This is a genomic window from Clostridium nigeriense (genome assembly GCF_050585245.1).
Lineage (GTDB): Bacteria > Bacillota > Clostridia > Clostridiales > Clostridiaceae > Clostridium > Clostridium nigeriense_A.
The window spans coordinates 63,046-82,008 of the sequence record NZ_JBNOOF010000012.1 but is presented as its reverse complement, the minus strand read 5'-3'; the positions used below and the strand labels follow the sequence as shown (position 1 = coordinate 82,008).

At 24.7% G+C, this 18,963-nt stretch carries 17 protein-coding genes; 12 read left to right on the top strand and 5 right to left on the bottom strand.

Features of this window, described 5'->3' with window-relative positions; translation table 11 throughout:
* Positions 1-139 precede the first annotated feature (139 nt).
* The 4 genes from ACQPUY_RS15775 to ACQPUY_RS15760 form a co-directional block, all read right to left on the bottom strand.
* Positions 140-676 (bottom strand): hypothetical protein, encoded by a 537-nt coding sequence (locus ACQPUY_RS15775; RefSeq protein ID WP_430842683.1) that lies wholly within the window; start codon positions 674-676, stop codon positions 140-142.
* A gap of 173 nt (positions 677-849) precedes the next feature.
* Positions 850-1,998 (bottom strand): DUF3854 domain-containing protein, encoded by a 1,149-nt coding sequence (locus ACQPUY_RS15770; RefSeq protein WP_430842681.1) that lies wholly within the window; start codon positions 1,996-1,998, stop codon positions 850-852.
* Positions 1,999-2,227: 229 nt separating this feature from the next.
* A complete protein-coding gene (locus ACQPUY_RS15765) occupies positions 2,228-3,340 on the bottom strand; it encodes a hypothetical protein (RefSeq protein WP_430842680.1) in 1,113 nt (370 codons plus the stop codon).
* Positions 3,341-3,353: 13 nt separating this feature from the next.
* The gene (locus ACQPUY_RS15760; RefSeq protein ID WP_430842678.1) at positions 3,354-3,869 is read right to left on the bottom strand and encodes a hypothetical protein; all 516 of its coding nucleotides are present in this window, start codon (positions 3,867-3,869) and stop codon (positions 3,354-3,356) included.
* Positions 3,870-4,517: 648 nt separating this feature from the next.
* Between ACQPUY_RS15760 and ACQPUY_RS15755 the strand changes: the two genes are divergently transcribed.
* The 5 genes from ACQPUY_RS15755 to ACQPUY_RS15735 all read left to right on the top strand — a co-directional run bounded on the left by ACQPUY_RS15755 (position 4,518) and on the right by ACQPUY_RS15735 (position 10,465).
* The gene (locus tag ACQPUY_RS15755; RefSeq protein ID WP_430842676.1) at positions 4,518-4,880 is read left to right on the top strand and encodes a hypothetical protein; all 363 of its coding nucleotides are present in this window, start codon (positions 4,518-4,520) and stop codon (positions 4,878-4,880) included.
* A complete protein-coding gene (locus ACQPUY_RS15750) occupies positions 4,852-8,181 on the top strand; it encodes a TraM recognition domain-containing protein (RefSeq protein ID WP_430842674.1) in 3,330 nt (1,109 codons plus the stop codon). Before ACQPUY_RS15755 ends, ACQPUY_RS15750 begins: the two co-directional genes overlap by 29 nt.
* A gap of 20 nt (positions 8,182-8,201) precedes the next feature.
* A complete protein-coding gene (locus ACQPUY_RS15745; RefSeq protein WP_430842672.1) occupies positions 8,202-8,687 on the top strand; it encodes a helix-turn-helix domain-containing protein in 486 nt (161 codons plus the stop codon).
* Positions 8,688-9,033: 346 nt separating this feature from the next.
* On the top strand, positions 9,034-9,645 hold the full coding sequence (locus tag ACQPUY_RS15740; protein WP_430842669.1) for a TIR domain-containing protein: 612 nt from the start codon (positions 9,034-9,036) through the stop codon (positions 9,643-9,645).
* A complete protein-coding gene (locus ACQPUY_RS15735; RefSeq protein ID WP_430842667.1) occupies positions 9,638-10,465 on the top strand; it encodes a macro domain-containing protein in 828 nt (275 codons plus the stop codon). Before ACQPUY_RS15740 ends, ACQPUY_RS15735 begins: the two co-directional genes overlap by 8 nt.
* A 238-nt stretch (positions 10,466-10,703) precedes the next feature.
* Here the strand turns inward: ACQPUY_RS15735 and ACQPUY_RS15730 are convergent, their stop codons facing one another.
* Positions 10,704-12,269, bottom strand: coding sequence for a hypothetical protein (locus tag ACQPUY_RS15730; RefSeq protein ID WP_430842665.1), 1,566 nt, complete (start codon positions 12,267-12,269; stop codon positions 10,704-10,706).
* 450 nt (positions 12,270-12,719) lie between these two features.
* On the opposite strand from ACQPUY_RS15730, the gene ACQPUY_RS15725 reads away from it, so the two are divergent.
* From ACQPUY_RS15725 to ACQPUY_RS15695, 7 genes are all read left to right on the top strand, one after another.
* The gene (locus ACQPUY_RS15725) at positions 12,720-13,910 is read left to right on the top strand and encodes a hypothetical protein (protein WP_430842663.1); all 1,191 of its coding nucleotides are present in this window, start codon (positions 12,720-12,722) and stop codon (positions 13,908-13,910) included.
* Between the two features lie 56 nt (positions 13,911-13,966).
* Positions 13,967-14,593, top strand: coding sequence for a hypothetical protein (locus ACQPUY_RS15720; protein ID WP_430842661.1), 627 nt, complete (start codon positions 13,967-13,969; stop codon positions 14,591-14,593).
* A 229-nt stretch (positions 14,594-14,822) separates the two neighbouring features.
* The gene (locus tag ACQPUY_RS15715) at positions 14,823-15,350 is read left to right on the top strand and encodes a hypothetical protein (RefSeq protein ID WP_430842659.1); all 528 of its coding nucleotides are present in this window, start codon (positions 14,823-14,825) and stop codon (positions 15,348-15,350) included.
* A gap of 471 nt (positions 15,351-15,821) precedes the next feature.
* Positions 15,822-16,064, top strand: coding sequence for a hypothetical protein (locus ACQPUY_RS15710; RefSeq protein ID WP_430842657.1), 243 nt, complete (start codon positions 15,822-15,824; stop codon positions 16,062-16,064).
* Between the two features lie 39 nt (positions 16,065-16,103).
* Positions 16,104-17,897, top strand: coding sequence for a pLS20_p028 family conjugation system transmembrane protein (locus ACQPUY_RS15705; RefSeq protein WP_430842655.1), 1,794 nt, complete (start codon positions 16,104-16,106; stop codon positions 17,895-17,897).
* A complete protein-coding gene (locus tag ACQPUY_RS15700; protein WP_430842653.1) occupies positions 17,897-18,169 on the top strand; it encodes a DUF5592 family protein in 273 nt (90 codons plus the stop codon). The genes ACQPUY_RS15705 and ACQPUY_RS15700 overlap by 1 nt, the downstream gene beginning before the upstream one ends.
* A gap of 92 nt (positions 18,170-18,261) precedes the next feature.
* Complete coding sequence (locus tag ACQPUY_RS15695) at positions 18,262-18,948, top strand: hypothetical protein (protein ID WP_430842651.1); 687 nt, start codon at positions 18,262-18,264, stop codon at positions 18,946-18,948.
* Positions 18,949-18,963: the final 15 nt, after the last annotated feature.

Below are 18,963 nucleotides of genomic sequence, written 5' to 3'. Positions count from 1 at the left end.
TTTATTGTCTAGATTCTATGCACAATTTTAAACTATTATGAAAAAGGATTAGTGAAATAACTGATCTTTTTAATTAAATATATATTAATTTAATTCTACTAAAAAGAACTAAATGTAAAAAAGAAGCCATAAAAGGCTCCTATAAATAACAGCATACTGGTAAACTGTAATTAAAGTTATATCTATTAAATAAATCTTGAAGTTTTGCATAGATAATATCTTTAACTATTATATTATTATCGTTATAGTATTTTCCGATTAATACGCCTATTTGATAAAATTCATTTTTAAAGTTATCAAATCTACTTTCTTCATTATTTATAAATAAATCTAAAATATAATATGAATTAATTACCGCTTTATAATAAAGTTTATCTTTTTCTATATTTGGAATGTCAGTATTGCACTGCTCATATTCAGAAATACTAGAAAATGCATTTATAAACTTAGTTATTTCAATAATTAATAATTTCTTATCTGAATATTTATTTATAATACTTTTTAAAGATTGAATTTCATATTGAATCTCCATAGGACAATGCTCAATGAAGGTTGAGTTATTGTCAATAATCTTATGTATCATTAATTTAAATTCAGAAAAGTTAATATTTATATTCTTTTCAATTAATATATTAAGAATTACATATATCTCATTTAAAATTGTTAATTTGTTCATTTTGTTATATTACCTCTTACTATTATATTATTTATTATTGTTATTTTATTATCTCTTAGTGCTTAAAAGCAATAAGTTTAAAACTAAATATAATTTATTATCTAATTTTAATTATAAAAGAGTTTAATCAGATATTTAGCTTATATTTGTTAAATATTTATTGTATAGAGTATTTATATATTTAAAAATCTAAAGCCTTTACAGTTAAGATTAAGTTTATCATCAATGCCTTTACCATCTTCAATATTCCATTCTAAAATTGTTACATCATATCCTAATGTTTTAAGTAATGATACAGTATTAATTTCAGCAGATAGGACATCAGGATTTTGATATTTATCCATGTCTAAAGCTAGTAAAACACCATATTCTTTATCTTCAATCTCTTCAATTTTTGATAATGCTTTAATTACATTTTTATAGTTAGTTATACCAGCCTCACTTAAAGAACGGATTCCAAGTTTACTTGCTGCAAATTTACCTTTTATTGCTCCTTCAGTTATAAGAATGTAGTTTTCATTTCTTATAGTAGATGGAATGTAATAGTCTATAGGACTACCACAAGATACATTCTTAGATGAATACCAAAAGTACCTAATAGATTTTCCTTTACTATCAATAAATGGGGTAGATAATCTATATTGCATTCCTTCCAATTTACCGGTAGGCCCTATATAGGGGATAAAGTATCCTTTAATATCTTCTATATCTCCTTTAGAGTTTCTTGTAGTACTTTTAAATGTAACAAAGGATTTATCCTTAGTTTCGATTAGAGTAAACCCAGGAACTTTTATTAGTTGTTCCTCAGTAAATGTTTTTAAAAGCTCCTTGACTATAGCTGTTTTTAATTGACAACTATAGTTTTCATATTGAATTTTTATATTCCTTGGTATTGAGAAAAAACCTATATTATTGATTTCATCAGGTGTAAACCCTCTCTCTATTAGATTTTCATAATCTTCTTTATAGAGTAATGAACCATTTAATGAATAAAAGACTTGTCTAAACTTTCTATACACTCTATCTCTTAATTCAATCAATTCTTCAGTAATCTCTATTTCTTTATTAGAGATTATTTCTTTGATTAAATCAGAATTGATTAAATTATTATTTTTCTGGGCGAGCTTTGGATTTACAAGGTGTATGTACCATCCATCACCACTTGCTCTATTTGATATAGCGTATTTACATCTATACATAACAGGTTGTTGTTTTTCATCAACCAAAACACTACATCTTCCCTTTTTTGAATTGCAAACAGGGCAATAGTTCCCAGAACGAATAGGATACCACGTTTTACCCTCGTAAATAGTAATCGCCATTTTACTTATTAACTCCCTTCTTGAAATAAAAAATCCCTGCAAAGCTTATAAATTAAGCCTTGTAGGGATTATATATTTTCTGTATTAATTACCACCAAATACATAAAAATGTATTGGTTAAATATTAAATATTAAATATTAAATATTAAATTATACATATATATGATAATAGCTTTTAAAGTTGCAATCAAAAGGGGGTTAGAGGAAATTAATCCTTAAAATACTATTATTAATTACTGTTTAATATTTCATTAAGTTTCTTAATAACTAGAGATTCAATTTGATTATCAATTTTTTCAACAACATCAAGTTTTCTATATGTATATGAAAAATAATTAGAAAGATTAATATATGATGTTTTAACAGAAACAAAGGGAGAATTACTATTATCTCTACCGTAGTTAGATATTATTTTTTGTTTTTCTTTTAAAAGCTGTTCGTTAGAACCTATTAATTTTAATCCATAGCCTATAATATTTACTCTAGAATCTCCAATTTCTTGATTAGGTCTATAGTTTTTTCTAAGACCATCAACGTTATTAGATTTAATATTAATTAAGTCAGAGAGTAAGCGATCCATTTTTCTTTCATAGTAATCAGATTTATGATGATCAAATATTATAATTTCAGGTATATAATGAAGTTTCAACTTCTTATCAACAACGTTCAATTTAAAATATAAGGGTGATTGGGATAGAGTTTGTCCTTGGCATAGTAATTTATAGTATAAATTATATAAATCTACCCAAATTATATAAATTAAATCATCTTCAGGAAGTTTAGATACAGTATCTTTAATTTTAGTATAGTCATTTGAGTTATATATGGCCTTTAAGAAGTTTATATTGTACTCTAGGTTATGTTTCTCTGTTAGTATAATTATGTTTCTTGTAATAGCTTTTAAATGCTTAAATAACCATTCAGAAGATATAATTTCATTATATTCAAGATAGTATTCAACTTTCATTAGAGAAGTTAAAAACTTATTATTTTTAATACTAACATTTTTATGATTAGTTTTAGGAATTTTTGAATAATCACCTACACATATAGCTAAGGAGGGAGCCTTTAGATAAAAGTATTTATGCTTTCCAATGCTTTCAACATTAATAAATCTTAAATTTTCAAGTTCTTTAATAATTGAATTAGCTTTTAACTTACAATAAGATTCAGAAAGACTTGTATTATGCTTTCTAAATAGTTGATAAAACTGCTGAAATGTTATATAAGAACCAAGGCTAAAGATAATCTTTATATATTTATCAAATCCTTTTTCAATTACATAATCATAGTTTCTTCTTTGGGTAGGTGGAATATTTAAAGGAATAGCATTATTATCCATAAAGTACCTCCATTTATATTTTAATATCAGATGTATTTAAACTAATAAAATCATCACAATATTCATTTATAAAAGTCATTTTTTCATTAATAGCTATTTTAGTGTAGGATTTAGTTATTACTTCAACTCCAATTAACTTATTATTGAATTTAAATACTCCATCACAAGTATTTCGTCTATAAATTGATTTCAATTCACTTTCATTTTGCCATGATTCTTGAGATGTTCTATCAATACTACTATAAATCTTTAACAATATATAATCATGTTCAAGTTGAGTATCATCACTTTTATATAATGATTTTCCAATTTCTTTAAACATTTCTTTACTCTCATTAGTTAGAGTATATATACAAGTTGATTTACCAAAGATCAAATAAGTTCCAGTACGTTCTATTAAGTTATTATAAATTAAATTTTCAGTATCTCTATTACTGGTTGAAAAATGCTTTTGGGCAATATGGTCTGTCATAAATCCACAATTAGCTATAGCTAAAAGTAAGTGTTTATTATTATCAAAAAGTAACATTCTTTATTACCTCCTAATTAGAAGTATTAACTAAAATATAAATGATAATTATATATATTTTCCGTATATAAAAGTTAATATAAAGCTAGTAAAATAGAAGGTTTATAATATTTGAGTTAATATAAATAATCCTTCTATACATATAGAAGATAAACTATATAAGTTCATATATAAATATAAGTATCTTTAAATTTAGCATATAGATATTAGCTTATATAACAATCGCTTTAATTATTCAATATTCAACTAAGGTTGAATGGTTTATTAATTGAAGATTTCATCTAATTGTTCAATATTCTCATAGTCAACTAATATATTAATTATAATTTTATTATTAATTTATAAATATGTTTATATAATAAAGGTAATTTTAATTATATAAATATAATTTTAAGTAATTATTTTGAAATTAAATTTAAAAATATAATAATTTATTAATTATATAATTTAATAATAAAAAGTAATTTTAAATAATAAAAATTATATAAATATATATTAAATTAAAACAAATCTATATTATTATCAAGTTAATTTACATAGAAAATAATCATATATATTCCAACATTAGAAAAAAGGCACTAATTATTTTGATTAGGATAATAGATATAATATAATGTGCTAATTAAATGTGAGGGGAGTGGAGTATATATGATAGATATACAACAAATAAAAGATGATGAGATTGTTGTAGTTGGAGTAAAATCGAAAGATTTCTTAGGTAATCCTACATTAAATGAATATAAAATAGAGAAATCAGAGAATGGATTTAAAGTTAAATTTTCTAAGGTAGGATTGAGAAATCAAAAATATAATGGATGTATTGAAGTAGATAGAATTGTAACAAATATAAAAAGTGGAGATAGAAATGCTCAACTAATAAACTTTATATGTGAAAATAGTGAGATAGTTGCAGAGACTTGTGACAAGGAATTTAAAATGAGATTAAAAGAAGTGATTTATTATAAAGTTATAAGAAAAGGTAATGAATATGATGATGGAACAGAGGTTTAAGCAGAAGCTCCAAGAATTAGTTGATATATCAAATGATAAAACTATAGATAAAGTAGTAATAGTTTCAATGATAATATCTACTGCAATAACTTTGTTTTTATATTTTAGTACTTATAAAATACTATTTTCTATTGAAATAGCAAGACATAGTAAAATTCTATATTCTTTAATAATATTAAATGCAGTAATCATATTTTATATAAGTATGTTAGGAGATAAAACATCCAAACCTGTTCATAGACCTAAAATATACTTATTTACAACTATAACAATAGCAGTAGCAACATATTCTTTGCTTGCTGAAGAGTTTAATAGTTTCTTTGTAGGAGCAATTGAGACATTGATTGATATGACTGTGGTTCCGTTATTTATAGTTCAAACTAATTCTAAGATATTAACTGTATTAGTTCCATTCATAATAATAGCTATAGGATTTTATAAAAGTTTGACTATAGCTTTTAAGAAAGAGTATAAGAGAGATTTGCAGGAGTATAAAGTTGATTGGCTTACAAGAAATGTAGAGGAAGTAAGTAACTATAATATAGATTGTAAGATATGTAATGATTTTGCTACTGGAGAAGCAATATATTTAACTGAAAAGCAGAGCTTTAGACATATGCTAGTAGCAGGAAACTCAGGATCTGGTAAAACAAGTTTAGTATTAAGGCCATATTTAGCACAATTATTTAATAAAAAGTCATTCTATAGAGAAGAATTAAAAAGGCTAACATTAGGGGCTTTAGAAGAAGGTTTATGTTATATAAATGTTCCTGTAACTAATAAATATATAAATGAAAATTTTTCTATGGATTTAATAAGTATATATCCAGATAAGAAAGAGAGGTTTAAAGAAAAGTTCAGTAACCTTATAATAGGAGAGAGAATATCAGAAAACACTTTATTTAATGATATTGTGGAAAATGGAAAGACAATAATAAATTTAGAAAATACAAAAGGTGTAAAAAGAACCACAATAGCAATTAGAAGTTATCTGTGTGGAATTATAGATGATGAAATAAAGCTAAATTATTATACTTCTGAATATAACAGTTATACTGCTAGAGAGAACTTTAAAGTAAAGATAGATGTTGGACCTGTAGAAGTTGAAAATGAAGAATCAGAAAGTGAATATATAAGAGCTATAGTCCTTGATTTTTGTAGTGATAATGAGTCAATTTCATACGAAGTTACTGTGATTCAAGAAAGTGAAGGAAAGATTATATATAAAAACACAGGGGTAACAACTATAGCACCTGATGGTGGTTTAGGAGAACAAACCTTAAAAATAGGTGCAGCTAATGGAGTTAAGGTACATAAAATTGACCCTAAAATGGAGGAAATTAAAAAAGGAAATATAGCGAAGTATAATCCAATGATGTTAGGTGATCCTGAAAAAACAGGAGATATTATTGCATCAATTTTAACAGGTATGGAAGATAGAGAAGTTAATCCGTACTATAAAAATGCAGGGATTAGAGCTATTAGAAATATAATTATTTTACTTAGAGTAATGTACCCAATAGAAAACAATGGACAACTTCCAACTTTAGAAGATGTATTAGAACTTTTGAATGACTTTGGAAAAGTTGAAAAGATGTCTAGAAATATGAGTAAAGATGAAAATCTAAAGAAAAGATGGAAATCTGTAATTGAATATTTTGAAACATCATTTTATGAAATGCAGACTGATGAGAGAACAGGAAATAGAGTTAAGGGTACAAACTATGGAGTTAAAAGAGCAAAAACACAGGAAGCGGTTGCAGGTATTATTAATCAGTTAGATAACTTTATTGGACGAGAAGAAATTAGATATATTCTATGTAGTAGAACTGGTGGGCTTAATCTTGATGAAGTATTAGAAAATGGAGAGTGTATTGCTATTGCAACAAGACAGGCAGAGCTTGGAGATGTTATTGGTAGAGCTTTTGCTTTATTCTTTATAATGTCATTACAAACAGCAGTATTATCAAGATATAGTGAAGATGAAGCACCAGAAATACCATATGAAATAATTATTGATGAGTTTCCATTCTATTTAAATGACCAATCTAAAGTGTTCTTTACATTTAGTAGAAAGTATAAGTGTTCAGTTACTTGTGTTATTCAGAATATAGCACAATTAAAGGAACAAAGTGATATGTTTAAAGAAATAATATTAACTAATACGAACACTAAGATTATTTTACCTGGATCAAATGTGGAAGATAGAATTTATTATACTGAAATGTTAGGATTCGAGGATGTTTTTGAAGTTAAAACTGGTATTTCATCTACTCCACTATTCTCAGATCAAACAAGATATGTGGAATCTAAGAGTGGAACAATAACTGAAAAAAATAGAGTAACAAAAGAAAATTTAGCAACATTAGAGTTCAAAAACTGTTATTACTCTATTACTGACACTAAGGGTAAGTTAAAAATAGGTAAGGGAACGCTGGATTTCTTAAAACTAGATGAAAATAATACTACAACTAGTAAGGAGTATGATTTTAGTAGATATTTAAGCTCTATAAATACAAATAATATTAACTCTTCTGAATTGAAAACAGTAAAAAAGATTCAAAAACAAGAAAACATAGAAGGTGTTAATTATGATGAATTAATTAATGCTTTAAATAACAACGAAGAGATTGAATTTTTTGAGGGTGGATTTAAAGATATTGATAATGAATTAGAAGTTAATAGATGTGAGGAAGATAGAGCTGAACCTATAGATATAATGGAAAATCAAAAGAATGATGAAGCAATAGATACCATTAATCCTAATGATTTAAGTTCAGATGATTTTAATGATGATTCTTTTCCGGAGTATATAGAAAATGATACTAATGAGTTAGTAATATCAAAAGATAGTGAAGATGACTCTGAAAATGAAGTTATATCATCTAAAGAAACAATAAATAAACAAGATGATGTGACTATTGATAAGGTTAATTCTAATAAAAGAATAATAGAAGAAGATAAGTTGAGAAGTATATTAATTAATCTACATAAAAAGTTAAGTAGTTTTAGAGGGAATTCTTTGGAATTAGAATTTATTGAAAATTTAATAAGTTATGATGGTAAGCTGGATAAAGTTTATATAACAAAAGAAATTGCTAATGCTATTTATTTAAATGCTAAGGCTGATAATTTATCGATAGCGTTAATAAATAAAAAAAGTAGTAGTGATGTACTTTTAATATATAAGGATATAGATTTAGTGAAAATAAAGAAATATATTACTACTAAACAAGATGACATAAGTTGTGAATATAAAGAAATAGATGATTTTAACAACATAAAAATAAAATCTAAATAAGTATTCACATAGGAGGGGAAATGAATACTAACAATTATGATAAAGATAAAGTTGTAGAATTATTAATAAGCTATGTAAGACATTATAGAGTTAAAGGAAATATGACTCAAAGAGATGTTGGTAGATGTATTGGTATTACTGAGCAGAGATTTGCTTCTATTGAGAAGAATAAGCATAAGACCAATATTTTTAAATTTATTAAGATGGCTGAATGTTTAGGAACTAAGATAGATAATTTATATAAAGTAGTTAAAATTAATCAAGAGCAGTTTAATAAAATTAAATCCTTTAATTTAGATGGAGATTATTCAGAAGAATTAAAACAAGCATATGAAATAATAGATAAATATGAACTTGAGAAAAGTGATATTTCAAAAGAAGAAATAGACAAACTGTATGATTTAATTAAAAAGAAAAGTATATTGAGATATGGAAATGTAATTGAATCAAATCAATGGGAAAAAATTAAGGATAAGATATTAATAAAAAGTATACTCAAATTTTGAGTATACTTTTTATTTAAGATTTATTTGTAATTAATAAATCTCTAAAACAAAGAAATCCATATATTATATAATAATATTATTATTAATTGGTATAAGGTGGTATTATTATATTGAATAGTTTTATTTATATTATGTAATAAATAAGAAGTAAATATGGGAAAAGTTACAATTTCTAAGTAAGAGTTTATAGAGTTTATATTAATTTTACTTAAAATAAAGAATCTTTTAAGGAGGAGATTTTTATATATTATAGATAAAAGTAGTGTATGAGTATTGTTTAAAAATATATGATATCAATAAGTTATAAATTAACAATCTAAATTAGAATTATAAGGGAGATGAAGTTATGAGTAAACGTGTTTATATTAGTGCAGATTATTCAATTGATAGTGGTGATCGTAATGTTGTAGATATACTTAATAAATGGGGGAGTGATAATAAACATAAAGTAGATTTTGTAGATATGTCTAAAGTGGTTTCAGGTAGTATTTCAAAGGATCCTGATTGTCGTACTTGCGACTTGAAAAAAGAGTTTAATCAGCAGATAAATGCATCTTCCGCTGTTATTTTTGTTGTTGGTGATAAGACTGCATCTCGTAAAGCGGGAAGTGCTTGTTCACGAGCAACTAAGGATTATATATATTGTAGTTGTACTCCGTATAAGCAGAATACTAATGGGACTAAAGTTTGTAAGGTTTTTAATACTTTTACTCCAGGAGAAAATGATGATGTTGGAAGTATAAATACGTATTCTTACCTTAAGCATGAGTTTGAACAGGCTAAAAAACGTAAAAAACCCATAATTGTGGTTTATAACTCATTACGAAAAGAATCTAGCTGGCTTCCTGCATATATGACAGATTATAAATCAGATGCTCAGCCTTTTTGGATAAGGAACTCTCTTGGTGAAAAAGTTAGTAACTATGCCTATATAAAAGAGGTGTTAGGATATGATTAATTTACTAAAGAAGAGTAGTACGTGGGCAGGGACTATTACTACAGTGCTTTTTACAATTGTTCCAGAGATTTGTTTTGGAAAAATTAAATTATTATCAAATGTATCTGATGAAGGAAATATTATATTAACTCGTATAATAACTTTTTTTATTATTCTTATACTATCAATAATAGGAAATTCTCTTTATCTATTATTTCGAAGAAAAATTATTATAAAAGGGAATAGTTATATAATTCAGATTGAATATGGAGATTTACTAGATATGTGCGATTGTAAAAAAGTAATTAATTTTGATGAATGTTTTACAACAAGTGTTGGTGAGGCCCCTTCAGAAATAAAGCCAAGCTCTCTTTGTGGACAATATCTTAAAAGAAATCCAATAAAAGATATGCAGATATTAATTGATAAAGCAAATTTAAAGCCTGATGAAAGTAAGTCAAAATATAAAAATAAGATTAGATATGAATCAGGCAAATTAGTTCCAAATAATGATGATTTATTAATGGCATTTGCAAAATTAGATGAAGATGGGTTAGGAAGATTCTTCTCTCGTGATGAATTTCTTGATTGTTTGTGTGTACTTTGGAAAGAAATTGATAAATACTACGCACAAAAAGATGTATATATACCTATATTAGGATCAGGAATAACTCGTATGGATGGTGAGTCAGGATCATCTCTTACACAACAGGAATTATTGGATATAATAATTTATTCATATAAGTTAAGTCCTTACAAAATAAAACATCCATATAAATTACATATTGTATGTCAAAAGAGAGAAGATTTTTCTTTAAATAAAATTGGTGAAAATATATAAAATAAATATAATGTTAAATAAATTTAGTAGTCAACTTTAATAAAAATAAGTTTAATAATAGATTAAAGTAGCTTAATCTATTATTAAATAAAATCTAACGTACTGATTAGATATAATAGATAATTTTAATATAGTATTAATTAGAGTACATCGATTTATTTGGTGTGCTTTTTGAATTTTAAATATATTATTTGTAGATTAGTTTAATTGCTTTTTTTAGTTTTGAATATAAATTTACCTATAATATATCGGTATAACAAGTGTAAGAATCAAGTTTTAAATTGGATTTAAGTGTATTTATCATAGTTCTGTTTAATATATCAATAGCAATATGTGATATATCTTCATCAACAACAATATAAATACTATCTTTGGTTATATCAGTTATATAAATTTTCTTTTTATTTCTGAAATTAAAGTCTTCTATATCCTTATAAATAGCCAGCATAGTTGATTTAATAGTTTTTGAAGATAAGTAATTTAATCTAGTGTTAAGTGGTGAAAAAGGTATATGCTCTATTAACTTTACTTCATAGCTCTTGTAAGTTTCATTATTAAATATATCTATTGCATTAACAAGGTCGGATAAATTTTCTTTAATAAAGCTTAGGAAAACCTCAATTTCATCATCAAATAGTAAAGTAGATTTATGTATATATAAATAATTTTTAATATCTTCAATTGATGTAAATTGACAGATATAAGCTTCTAAAACTAATAATATTGTAGTTATTAAACTATATTCTAAGTCTGGATTTATAGTTTTTATATAATTAATTAAGTGATTATCTGAATCGCCAGAAATTATATAGTGTTTCAATCTTAGAATGTTTAATAAAGTATTGAAATATATATCTGGAAAAGTTCCTTTAATAACAAAAGAAGCACGCTTTTGGATAAAGTAATTAAATGGATAAGTGTCATTAATTGTTCCATTTAAACTATATGAATTAGGTATATAGTTATCTAAAGTTAAATTCTTTAGAGAAATTACCTCACAATAAGTTTTATATAGTTTTAAAAATTCTATATTAGATATACCTTCATATAAGGAAATTGGTAAATCGGTGTTATTTTCTAGATAATATAATAAATTAGATTTATTAATACAGAAATTATCTATTGAAATTAATTTATTTAAATATGAATCTAATTCAAATTCTTTACTTTTTAAAATTGATCCATCATCTAACTCTAAACTTCTCATATATGCTCTATATTCAATTAGATAAAGGTCTCTTTCTTTATTAATATAAGTGATGTATGAATGTTTATTAATAATATCAAATAGCTTTTTATAGATAGGTATTAAAGCTCTGTAGCAGTTTAATTCTGATTTATTAAAGTTATTATAAGCAAACATATCAACGAGTTGTTGGATGTTTTTAATATCTTTTCCGTATAGTATTTTAATTATAAGGATAAGTGGCATTGTAGTTTCATCAGAGTGTTTGAAAGAAATTTTTAAAGGTTTTGGAATATCTGATATTAATTTAATCAGTTTCTCATCACTACAATTAAAGCATAATCCGTCTGAAGTGATATATTTAATAGTAGATTTATTAGGATATATTACAAGGAATTTTCCACTCATTAATTTATAGTGATAGTTTTTGAAATTATTTATATTAAGATCTATTGTTTCAATAGGAGAGTTATCAATTTCAATTTTATTAAGTATTTGCAGGCAACTTCTTTTTATCTCATCTGAATAATTAATTTCTTTATATTTTTCTATGTCTGAATTATTCAATTCAATTTCAAATTCATCGGAATTTAAAATGTTATCTTTAAAATTACTCATATTTATACCTCATAATTAGTTTATTCATTCTATAGTATTACCGTATAGAAGAAAAAATATTAAATAATAATACAGTAATAAAAAGTAATTTTAAATAATAATAATTACTTTTTATTAGTTGTGATTTTATATTTTTTACATATATAGAAAAAGAATTTATCTAATTAAAAATAATTTTAAATTAATAAAAATAAATAAAAGTAATTTAAAATAATAAAATATAAAGTTTTAATATTATTTTAAAATAAAAAATAATATTTAATATTAATATAAATTTTAAGTAAATCTATAAATAGTTATTTGATATTAAATTAAAGGATTATAAAAAGTAATAAAATAATAAATAAAATAATAAAAATATAATTAAAAATAAAAATAATGCTTGAATGATAAGTATACATAATATAAAATATATTTAGAGATAAAAACGAGATATTTGGAGGGAAAGTTATGAGTAAAGAAAAGGTGTGTACAATTAATGCAAATGCAGATGGAGGAAACTATAGTATAAAAGTACTAATAGGAGAGTCTTATGGTAAATTTACAAATGCATTTATTTCGGCTGACAGAAGTGAAGTAAAAGCTACATTAGAAAATGAATCATATGTTGGTAGAAAAAAAGAGGATATATATAATTCTTTATTTGTATCTTTTAAACTTAAAGAAGATAAACCAGTTGAATTTATGTTTGATACAAGAGCATTAGGTATCGAAGGAAGTCAATATAGAGCAAACAAAGAAAAATGCAATGATAAGCAATTAGTAATGAATACATTATTATCTGTAGCAGTTATGCAATTAGTTAATATGGATAAATCAGAGTATCAAAAGGAAATGAACTTTGATATTAACTTATCTACTGGATTACCAGTTAAGGAATGGTTTACTAAAGGAGATAAAGAAACATATGCTTCTTTATTTAAGGGACAACATGTTATAGAATTTAAAGATAGATATATTACACAAGAACTTGGAATAGAGAAGATTAACATAAACGTTAAAGATGTTGATGTTCAAATAGAAGGTATAGCAGCTTTAGAACTTGTATCAGATGTTGAAAGTATTGAAAAAGAAGAAATAGTTAATTATGCAAATAAAGAAATTGCAATTATAGATATTGGACAACATACAACAGATATAGCGGGTGCTAAGTATGTTTATGATAGAAGGGATAAGTCTTTAAGTCTTGAAACATCAAGAAAGTTAGTTGATGGAATAAATATTGGAATTGGTGATGTACTAGAAGATATAGTTGAAGAAATTCAAAAATCTAAAATAGTAGATAGAAATGAAGAATTAACACCAGAACATATATTAGAAGCAGTTATGGACTTTAATGGAGTATTAACTTCATGTGGAGTTGATATTAGTTCAATATATGAAAAACATATGATAGCTTTTGCTAATAGAATAGCTGAATATTTTATAAGAATGTGTGATGAAGCTGGAAGTAGACAAAGATTAAATTTAATCTTACTTTCAGGGGGAGGATCTAACGAACAGATAATTGTTAGAGCATTTAAAGATTTTATAGCTAAAAATGAATATAATTCAGAGATAGTAGATGTAATGAATGAATACTGTGAGCCTGTATATGCAAATGCTCTAGGTTATGACAAGATGAGTAAATTCAATAGATAAAGTTTACTAATAGGCTCTGTATAGAGTCTATTTCTACATATTAGGAGGTGTGATTGATGGCTAGAGGAAGAAAAAAGCAAGAAGTTGAAGTTGGTTATGTAAAAGAGAGATTTATAGTTGATTTAATTCTTAGTGAAGAAGAATTAGCAAAGATAAATGAGATAGGAAAAACTAAATACATATCTGATTTAGTTAAAAAGGATTTTAATACCTCTAAGATGGAAGATACTTCATATAACTTAACAGTAACGGATGAAATTAGAGAAAAATTTAATAATGATCCTAGAAGGGCTTATTTGTTAGGTCAATTATTAACAGAATTTTATTGTAATATCAAAAGTGAACCTGTACAAATAGTAAATAATAATATTGAAACTAAGGTTTCAACTACCAATAAAGTTGAAAATGATGAAAAGATTAGAGATGAAGAAATTTCAATTGAAAAAGATATTGAAATTGAAGAAGAAAATATTGAAGAAGAATTAGAAGAATCAATAAAAGATGATTTTGAAAGTTATACAGAAAGAGTGAGTTTCAATGATAGACAAGAGCAAATTGAAGAAATTGCAGTGTCAAAAGAAACTCCTGAGAAAGAAGAACAAAATCCTATTCAATCTGATGGAAGAATTGGAAGGTTGAATACAGCTCCATTAATTAAGAAAAGATTAGGAAGTAAAAAGTAGAGAGTTTGTATAGAATAAAATTAATAATATAAAGAATAATTTTACTGATTTTTTGAGCTACTGATATGTTATCAGTAGCTTTTGATTTATAATTGTTAAATTAATTCTTATTTTGGATTCAAAAGAATTCTTCAATTAAATCATTTTTAATTATATTGTTATAAAATTAATAATTTTCCTCTTTCTAATATATAATCTATTAAGTAGAAATTTTATGGGAGAAATTAAAATGATAGATTATAAAATAAATAATGAAATGTTAGATATTCTAGAAAAAATACACAAGGGATTAATGATTGATTACGATGGGAATTTTATAAATGAAGATTATATGTTTACAGTGAAATTTAAAGATTTTGATAATTATTGTGAGTGTATTACTATAGAGAAGGATAAATGCATCGATGAAAATGATGCTAGAATATATTTAATAATAACATTATTTATAGAGTGTATAACTGAATGTAAATTATATAAAAATATAAAAGATTACGATTATGAAAGTTTTAAGAAGTGGCTTTATTATATAGGTGATGAATCTTTTAGAGATGAAGAAGAAATAAAGATTCTATACCCTGAATATAATGATATATTCAATGATTTTAAGGAAGGTTTAGATAAAGCGAACTTCGCTAGAACTATTTTAACTAAAAATGAACGATTTAAATTTGGGGAGTTTGTTGAAAATAACAATAGATATAAAAATATTGTAAAATATAAAATAAATATTATAAATAAGCAGTTAAAAAAATTATAAAAGTTATATAATTTTTCTTTTATAAGAAGTATAGGGTACTCCATAAAGTATTTAGTTAAAATGATTTTAAGTTAATATATAGATAATTAAAGAAATAATACCATACATTACAAATAGACATAAATTAAATTATTTTGTATTATAATTAAAGATTAAAATGAATAAAAATATTAGATAGCTAGACCAATATTATTGGGACTAAGGAGTATATAATAGAAGGTAAATATCATTTTTGAATATATTACTATTAGAATATTTAATTGAAAAGAAGCAAGTTTATTTAGTTAAGCTGGCTTCTTTTTCTTGTTTAAATATTAAATTAATACTTCTGAATAAAGGTCATATTAAAATTTGTATTTTTAGAATTGAGAATGGACTAGCTTTAAATATTGTAAATTTCATTAATTAGTTTAGTAAGAAGAAAATCTTCTTTTAAAATAAAATATAAAAATAACATAGGAGGAAATGCAAATGGGTGTAGATGTAGTAAGTAATATTTCAAATTTAATGTATGAGGTTGTTAAGTGGCTTCAAATTTTAGCAGTTCCAGCAGCAGCAATTGCTTTTTGTGCAGGTGGAGTTATTCAAATAATGGGTGGAGCAGAAGGTGCTAGAAAAGCAAGACCTTGGTATGTAGGTGCTGCCATTGGATTAGTAGTAGTTCTTGGATCAACAGCATTGGCTTCATTCTTAAAACAAAATATTGGTTTCTAATATAAATAATATTTTATTAATTATTTTGGGGGTGATATCGTGAGTAGTGTAGAAATACTCCAAAACCTCTCAGATCTATTAGTAACTAATAATATATTTAAGGACTTACTAAGGGAATTAGGATGGGGATTAGTAATGTTTTTAAAGAAATTAATAGACATTATTGATACAGTTGTCCAAAACACTTATAAGATAATTAACTTTGTAAGTTCTACTATTATTGAAAATAATATAGGTGTGTTATCAGGTATAATGGTAGCTATTTTAGCTATATCAATAGCTATTTTAGGTTATAAGCTTATTTTTAAAAGAGATAATAAAAGTAATGCTTTTACAGGGGCGTTATTAGTTATAGTTGTTATGATGGCTTTACCAATTATATTTAATCAAGGAGTTAAAATAGTTAGTAGTTTAAGTGGGAGTGTCAGTATCAGTACCAATACAGATGAAGGACTACTTTCAGATAGAGTAATTAAATCAAATCTGCATGATTTAATGAAGTATGCTAAATATGACAATTTCAAACTGCCTTCTAATGTAACTACATATAATGATATACCACCATCTATTTTAAAACATATAGATATGAGTGAGGTTTTAGAGAATTCTGAAATTCCTAATTCTAAAAATAAAGGTGTTATTAATAAAGAGTTAGATTTCGATAAAAATGGTAATATAGTAGACAAAAAATTTAATGGAAATATGTTAACTGGTAGAGATGGATATTATAGATACTACGTAAATTGGTTTTCAATTATAGCTAACTTTATAATTGTTGGAATAACGTTACTACTTATGGGAGTTAAGACAGTTAAAATAGTGTTTAACTTGGCTTTAGATAGAATAGTAGGAACTATATTAATACTTACTGATATTGAAGAAGGTAAAAGAGCTAAAGAGCTTTTAACTCATATAATTTCTACGTTTGCAGTTTTAATGGTATCTGTATTTAGTATGAATTTATATTCTGAATTTACAGGATGGATTCAGACACAACAATTAGGTAGTGGCTGGATTGGAGTAATAACTAATTTAGTTGTATTACTAGGAACATCAATAGCATTACTTGAAGGACCATCTATAATACAAAAGCTATTAGGAACACAAATAGAAAGTGGTGTAGCTAGAACAACAGCACAAATGTATGGAGCTAATAAATTAGGTAAAAGTGCTGTAGGTGGAGGAATATCAGTTGGTAAATCAGCTTTTAGATTTGGTAAGTCTGCAATTAAGATGGCTGATAAAACTGGATTAACTGAAACATTAAATAAAGGAGCTATGAAAGTTACAGATGCCTATGGAAAGGCTGCTGATAAGTATGGAATCCATAACTTAGATGATATATCAAATAATAAATCAGGTGGGAATAATATAGATTCTTCAAATGGAATAACTAATAGTGATACTTCAAGTAATAGTGATGGAAGTAAACAAAAATTTGAAGGTGGAACAACACAAGATAGTAACAATAAACCTCAAAGTAAGAGTGTCAGAGTAGCAGGGTATAGCGGGATTGAACAGGATATGAAGGAATCGGGATTTAATAAAGAAAATGATCAAGAAAATCAATCTTGGGAAGGAAATGAAGCTACAGATAAATATAGCAATGATAATATAAATTCTTATAAATCTAATATACCAGATGAATTAGATTTTAATGAAGCTTTAAATAATCATGATAAACAGACTTATAACAAAAGAATGAATTTAAACGCTAATAGAAGACAGCAAAGATTAGATAGCTTAAATACTATTGGAAAACATAATTTAAATAGCAATAAAGATAATGATGTTATTCCAAGAAATTTTACTAAAAAAGGAGAAGATAAATAATGAAATATATTATACCTAAAGAAATTTCAACTGAAATCAAGTTTAGTAAGTCAATATATTTAAAAGATTTTATTATTTCAATAGTTGCACTAATGATAAGTGTAATATTTTCTCCTTTAGTATATCAGCCATTATTAGTATTTTACTATATATATGTGGTTGTAGGAACTTTACTGTTGTTAAGTAAGAGTAAATCAAATCCTAAGAGAAGATTATATCAAAGTATATATTATTCCTTTAAAAAAGATAACAAAGTTTATAGAAGAATGTAGATTAGTTTTTAAAATTAAAAATCCTAGTAGTTGCTAGGATTTTTATTTGTGAAAATTATCTAGAAATTATTAAAGAACAGGGAGTAAATAAAATGGGATTTAAAAAGTTTGATGATATAAACATTAGACCTAGTAAGGAAAAGATTAAGGAACGAGAGAAAAAGCAAAAAAGAGAAAAAGTTAAATTAAGTAAAGAGGAAAAATTAAAAGCTAAGGAAGAAAAAAAGAAATTAAAGGAGGAGATGAAAAATCTTAAAAAAACTGATAGAAGTATATCAGCTTACACAAAGGATATTATGGACTTTGTAGATATAGACGAAGATGATAGATTCATTATGAAGTATGGATATATGGACTTATATCAGATTAAAACCAAAGATGTACATGCATTATCAGAGAGTGATATACAAAGACACATATACAGTTTTATTAGTTTCTTAAGAGCTTATTCAGAAGATTTTAAGATACTTAGTATGAACTTTCCTGTTAATACTACAACACAACAAATGTACATAGAAAAGAATTTAAAAGTAACTACAAATCCAATAGCTAAGAAATTCTTACAAAGGAAGTTAGATGAGTTAATATTCTTAGAACAAAATAGATTTGATAAAGAGTTTTATATAATGATCTTTGCAAGTAATAAAGAAGAGATTGAAGATAGAGAAAGAGTTTTATATATAAATCAAAATATAGCCTTTAAGGTTGAAGAAATAAATCTAGAAAAGAAGTTGAAAATATTATTTAAGTTGAATAATTTCAATACTAAGTTGAATTAGAGAGGAGGAATTATT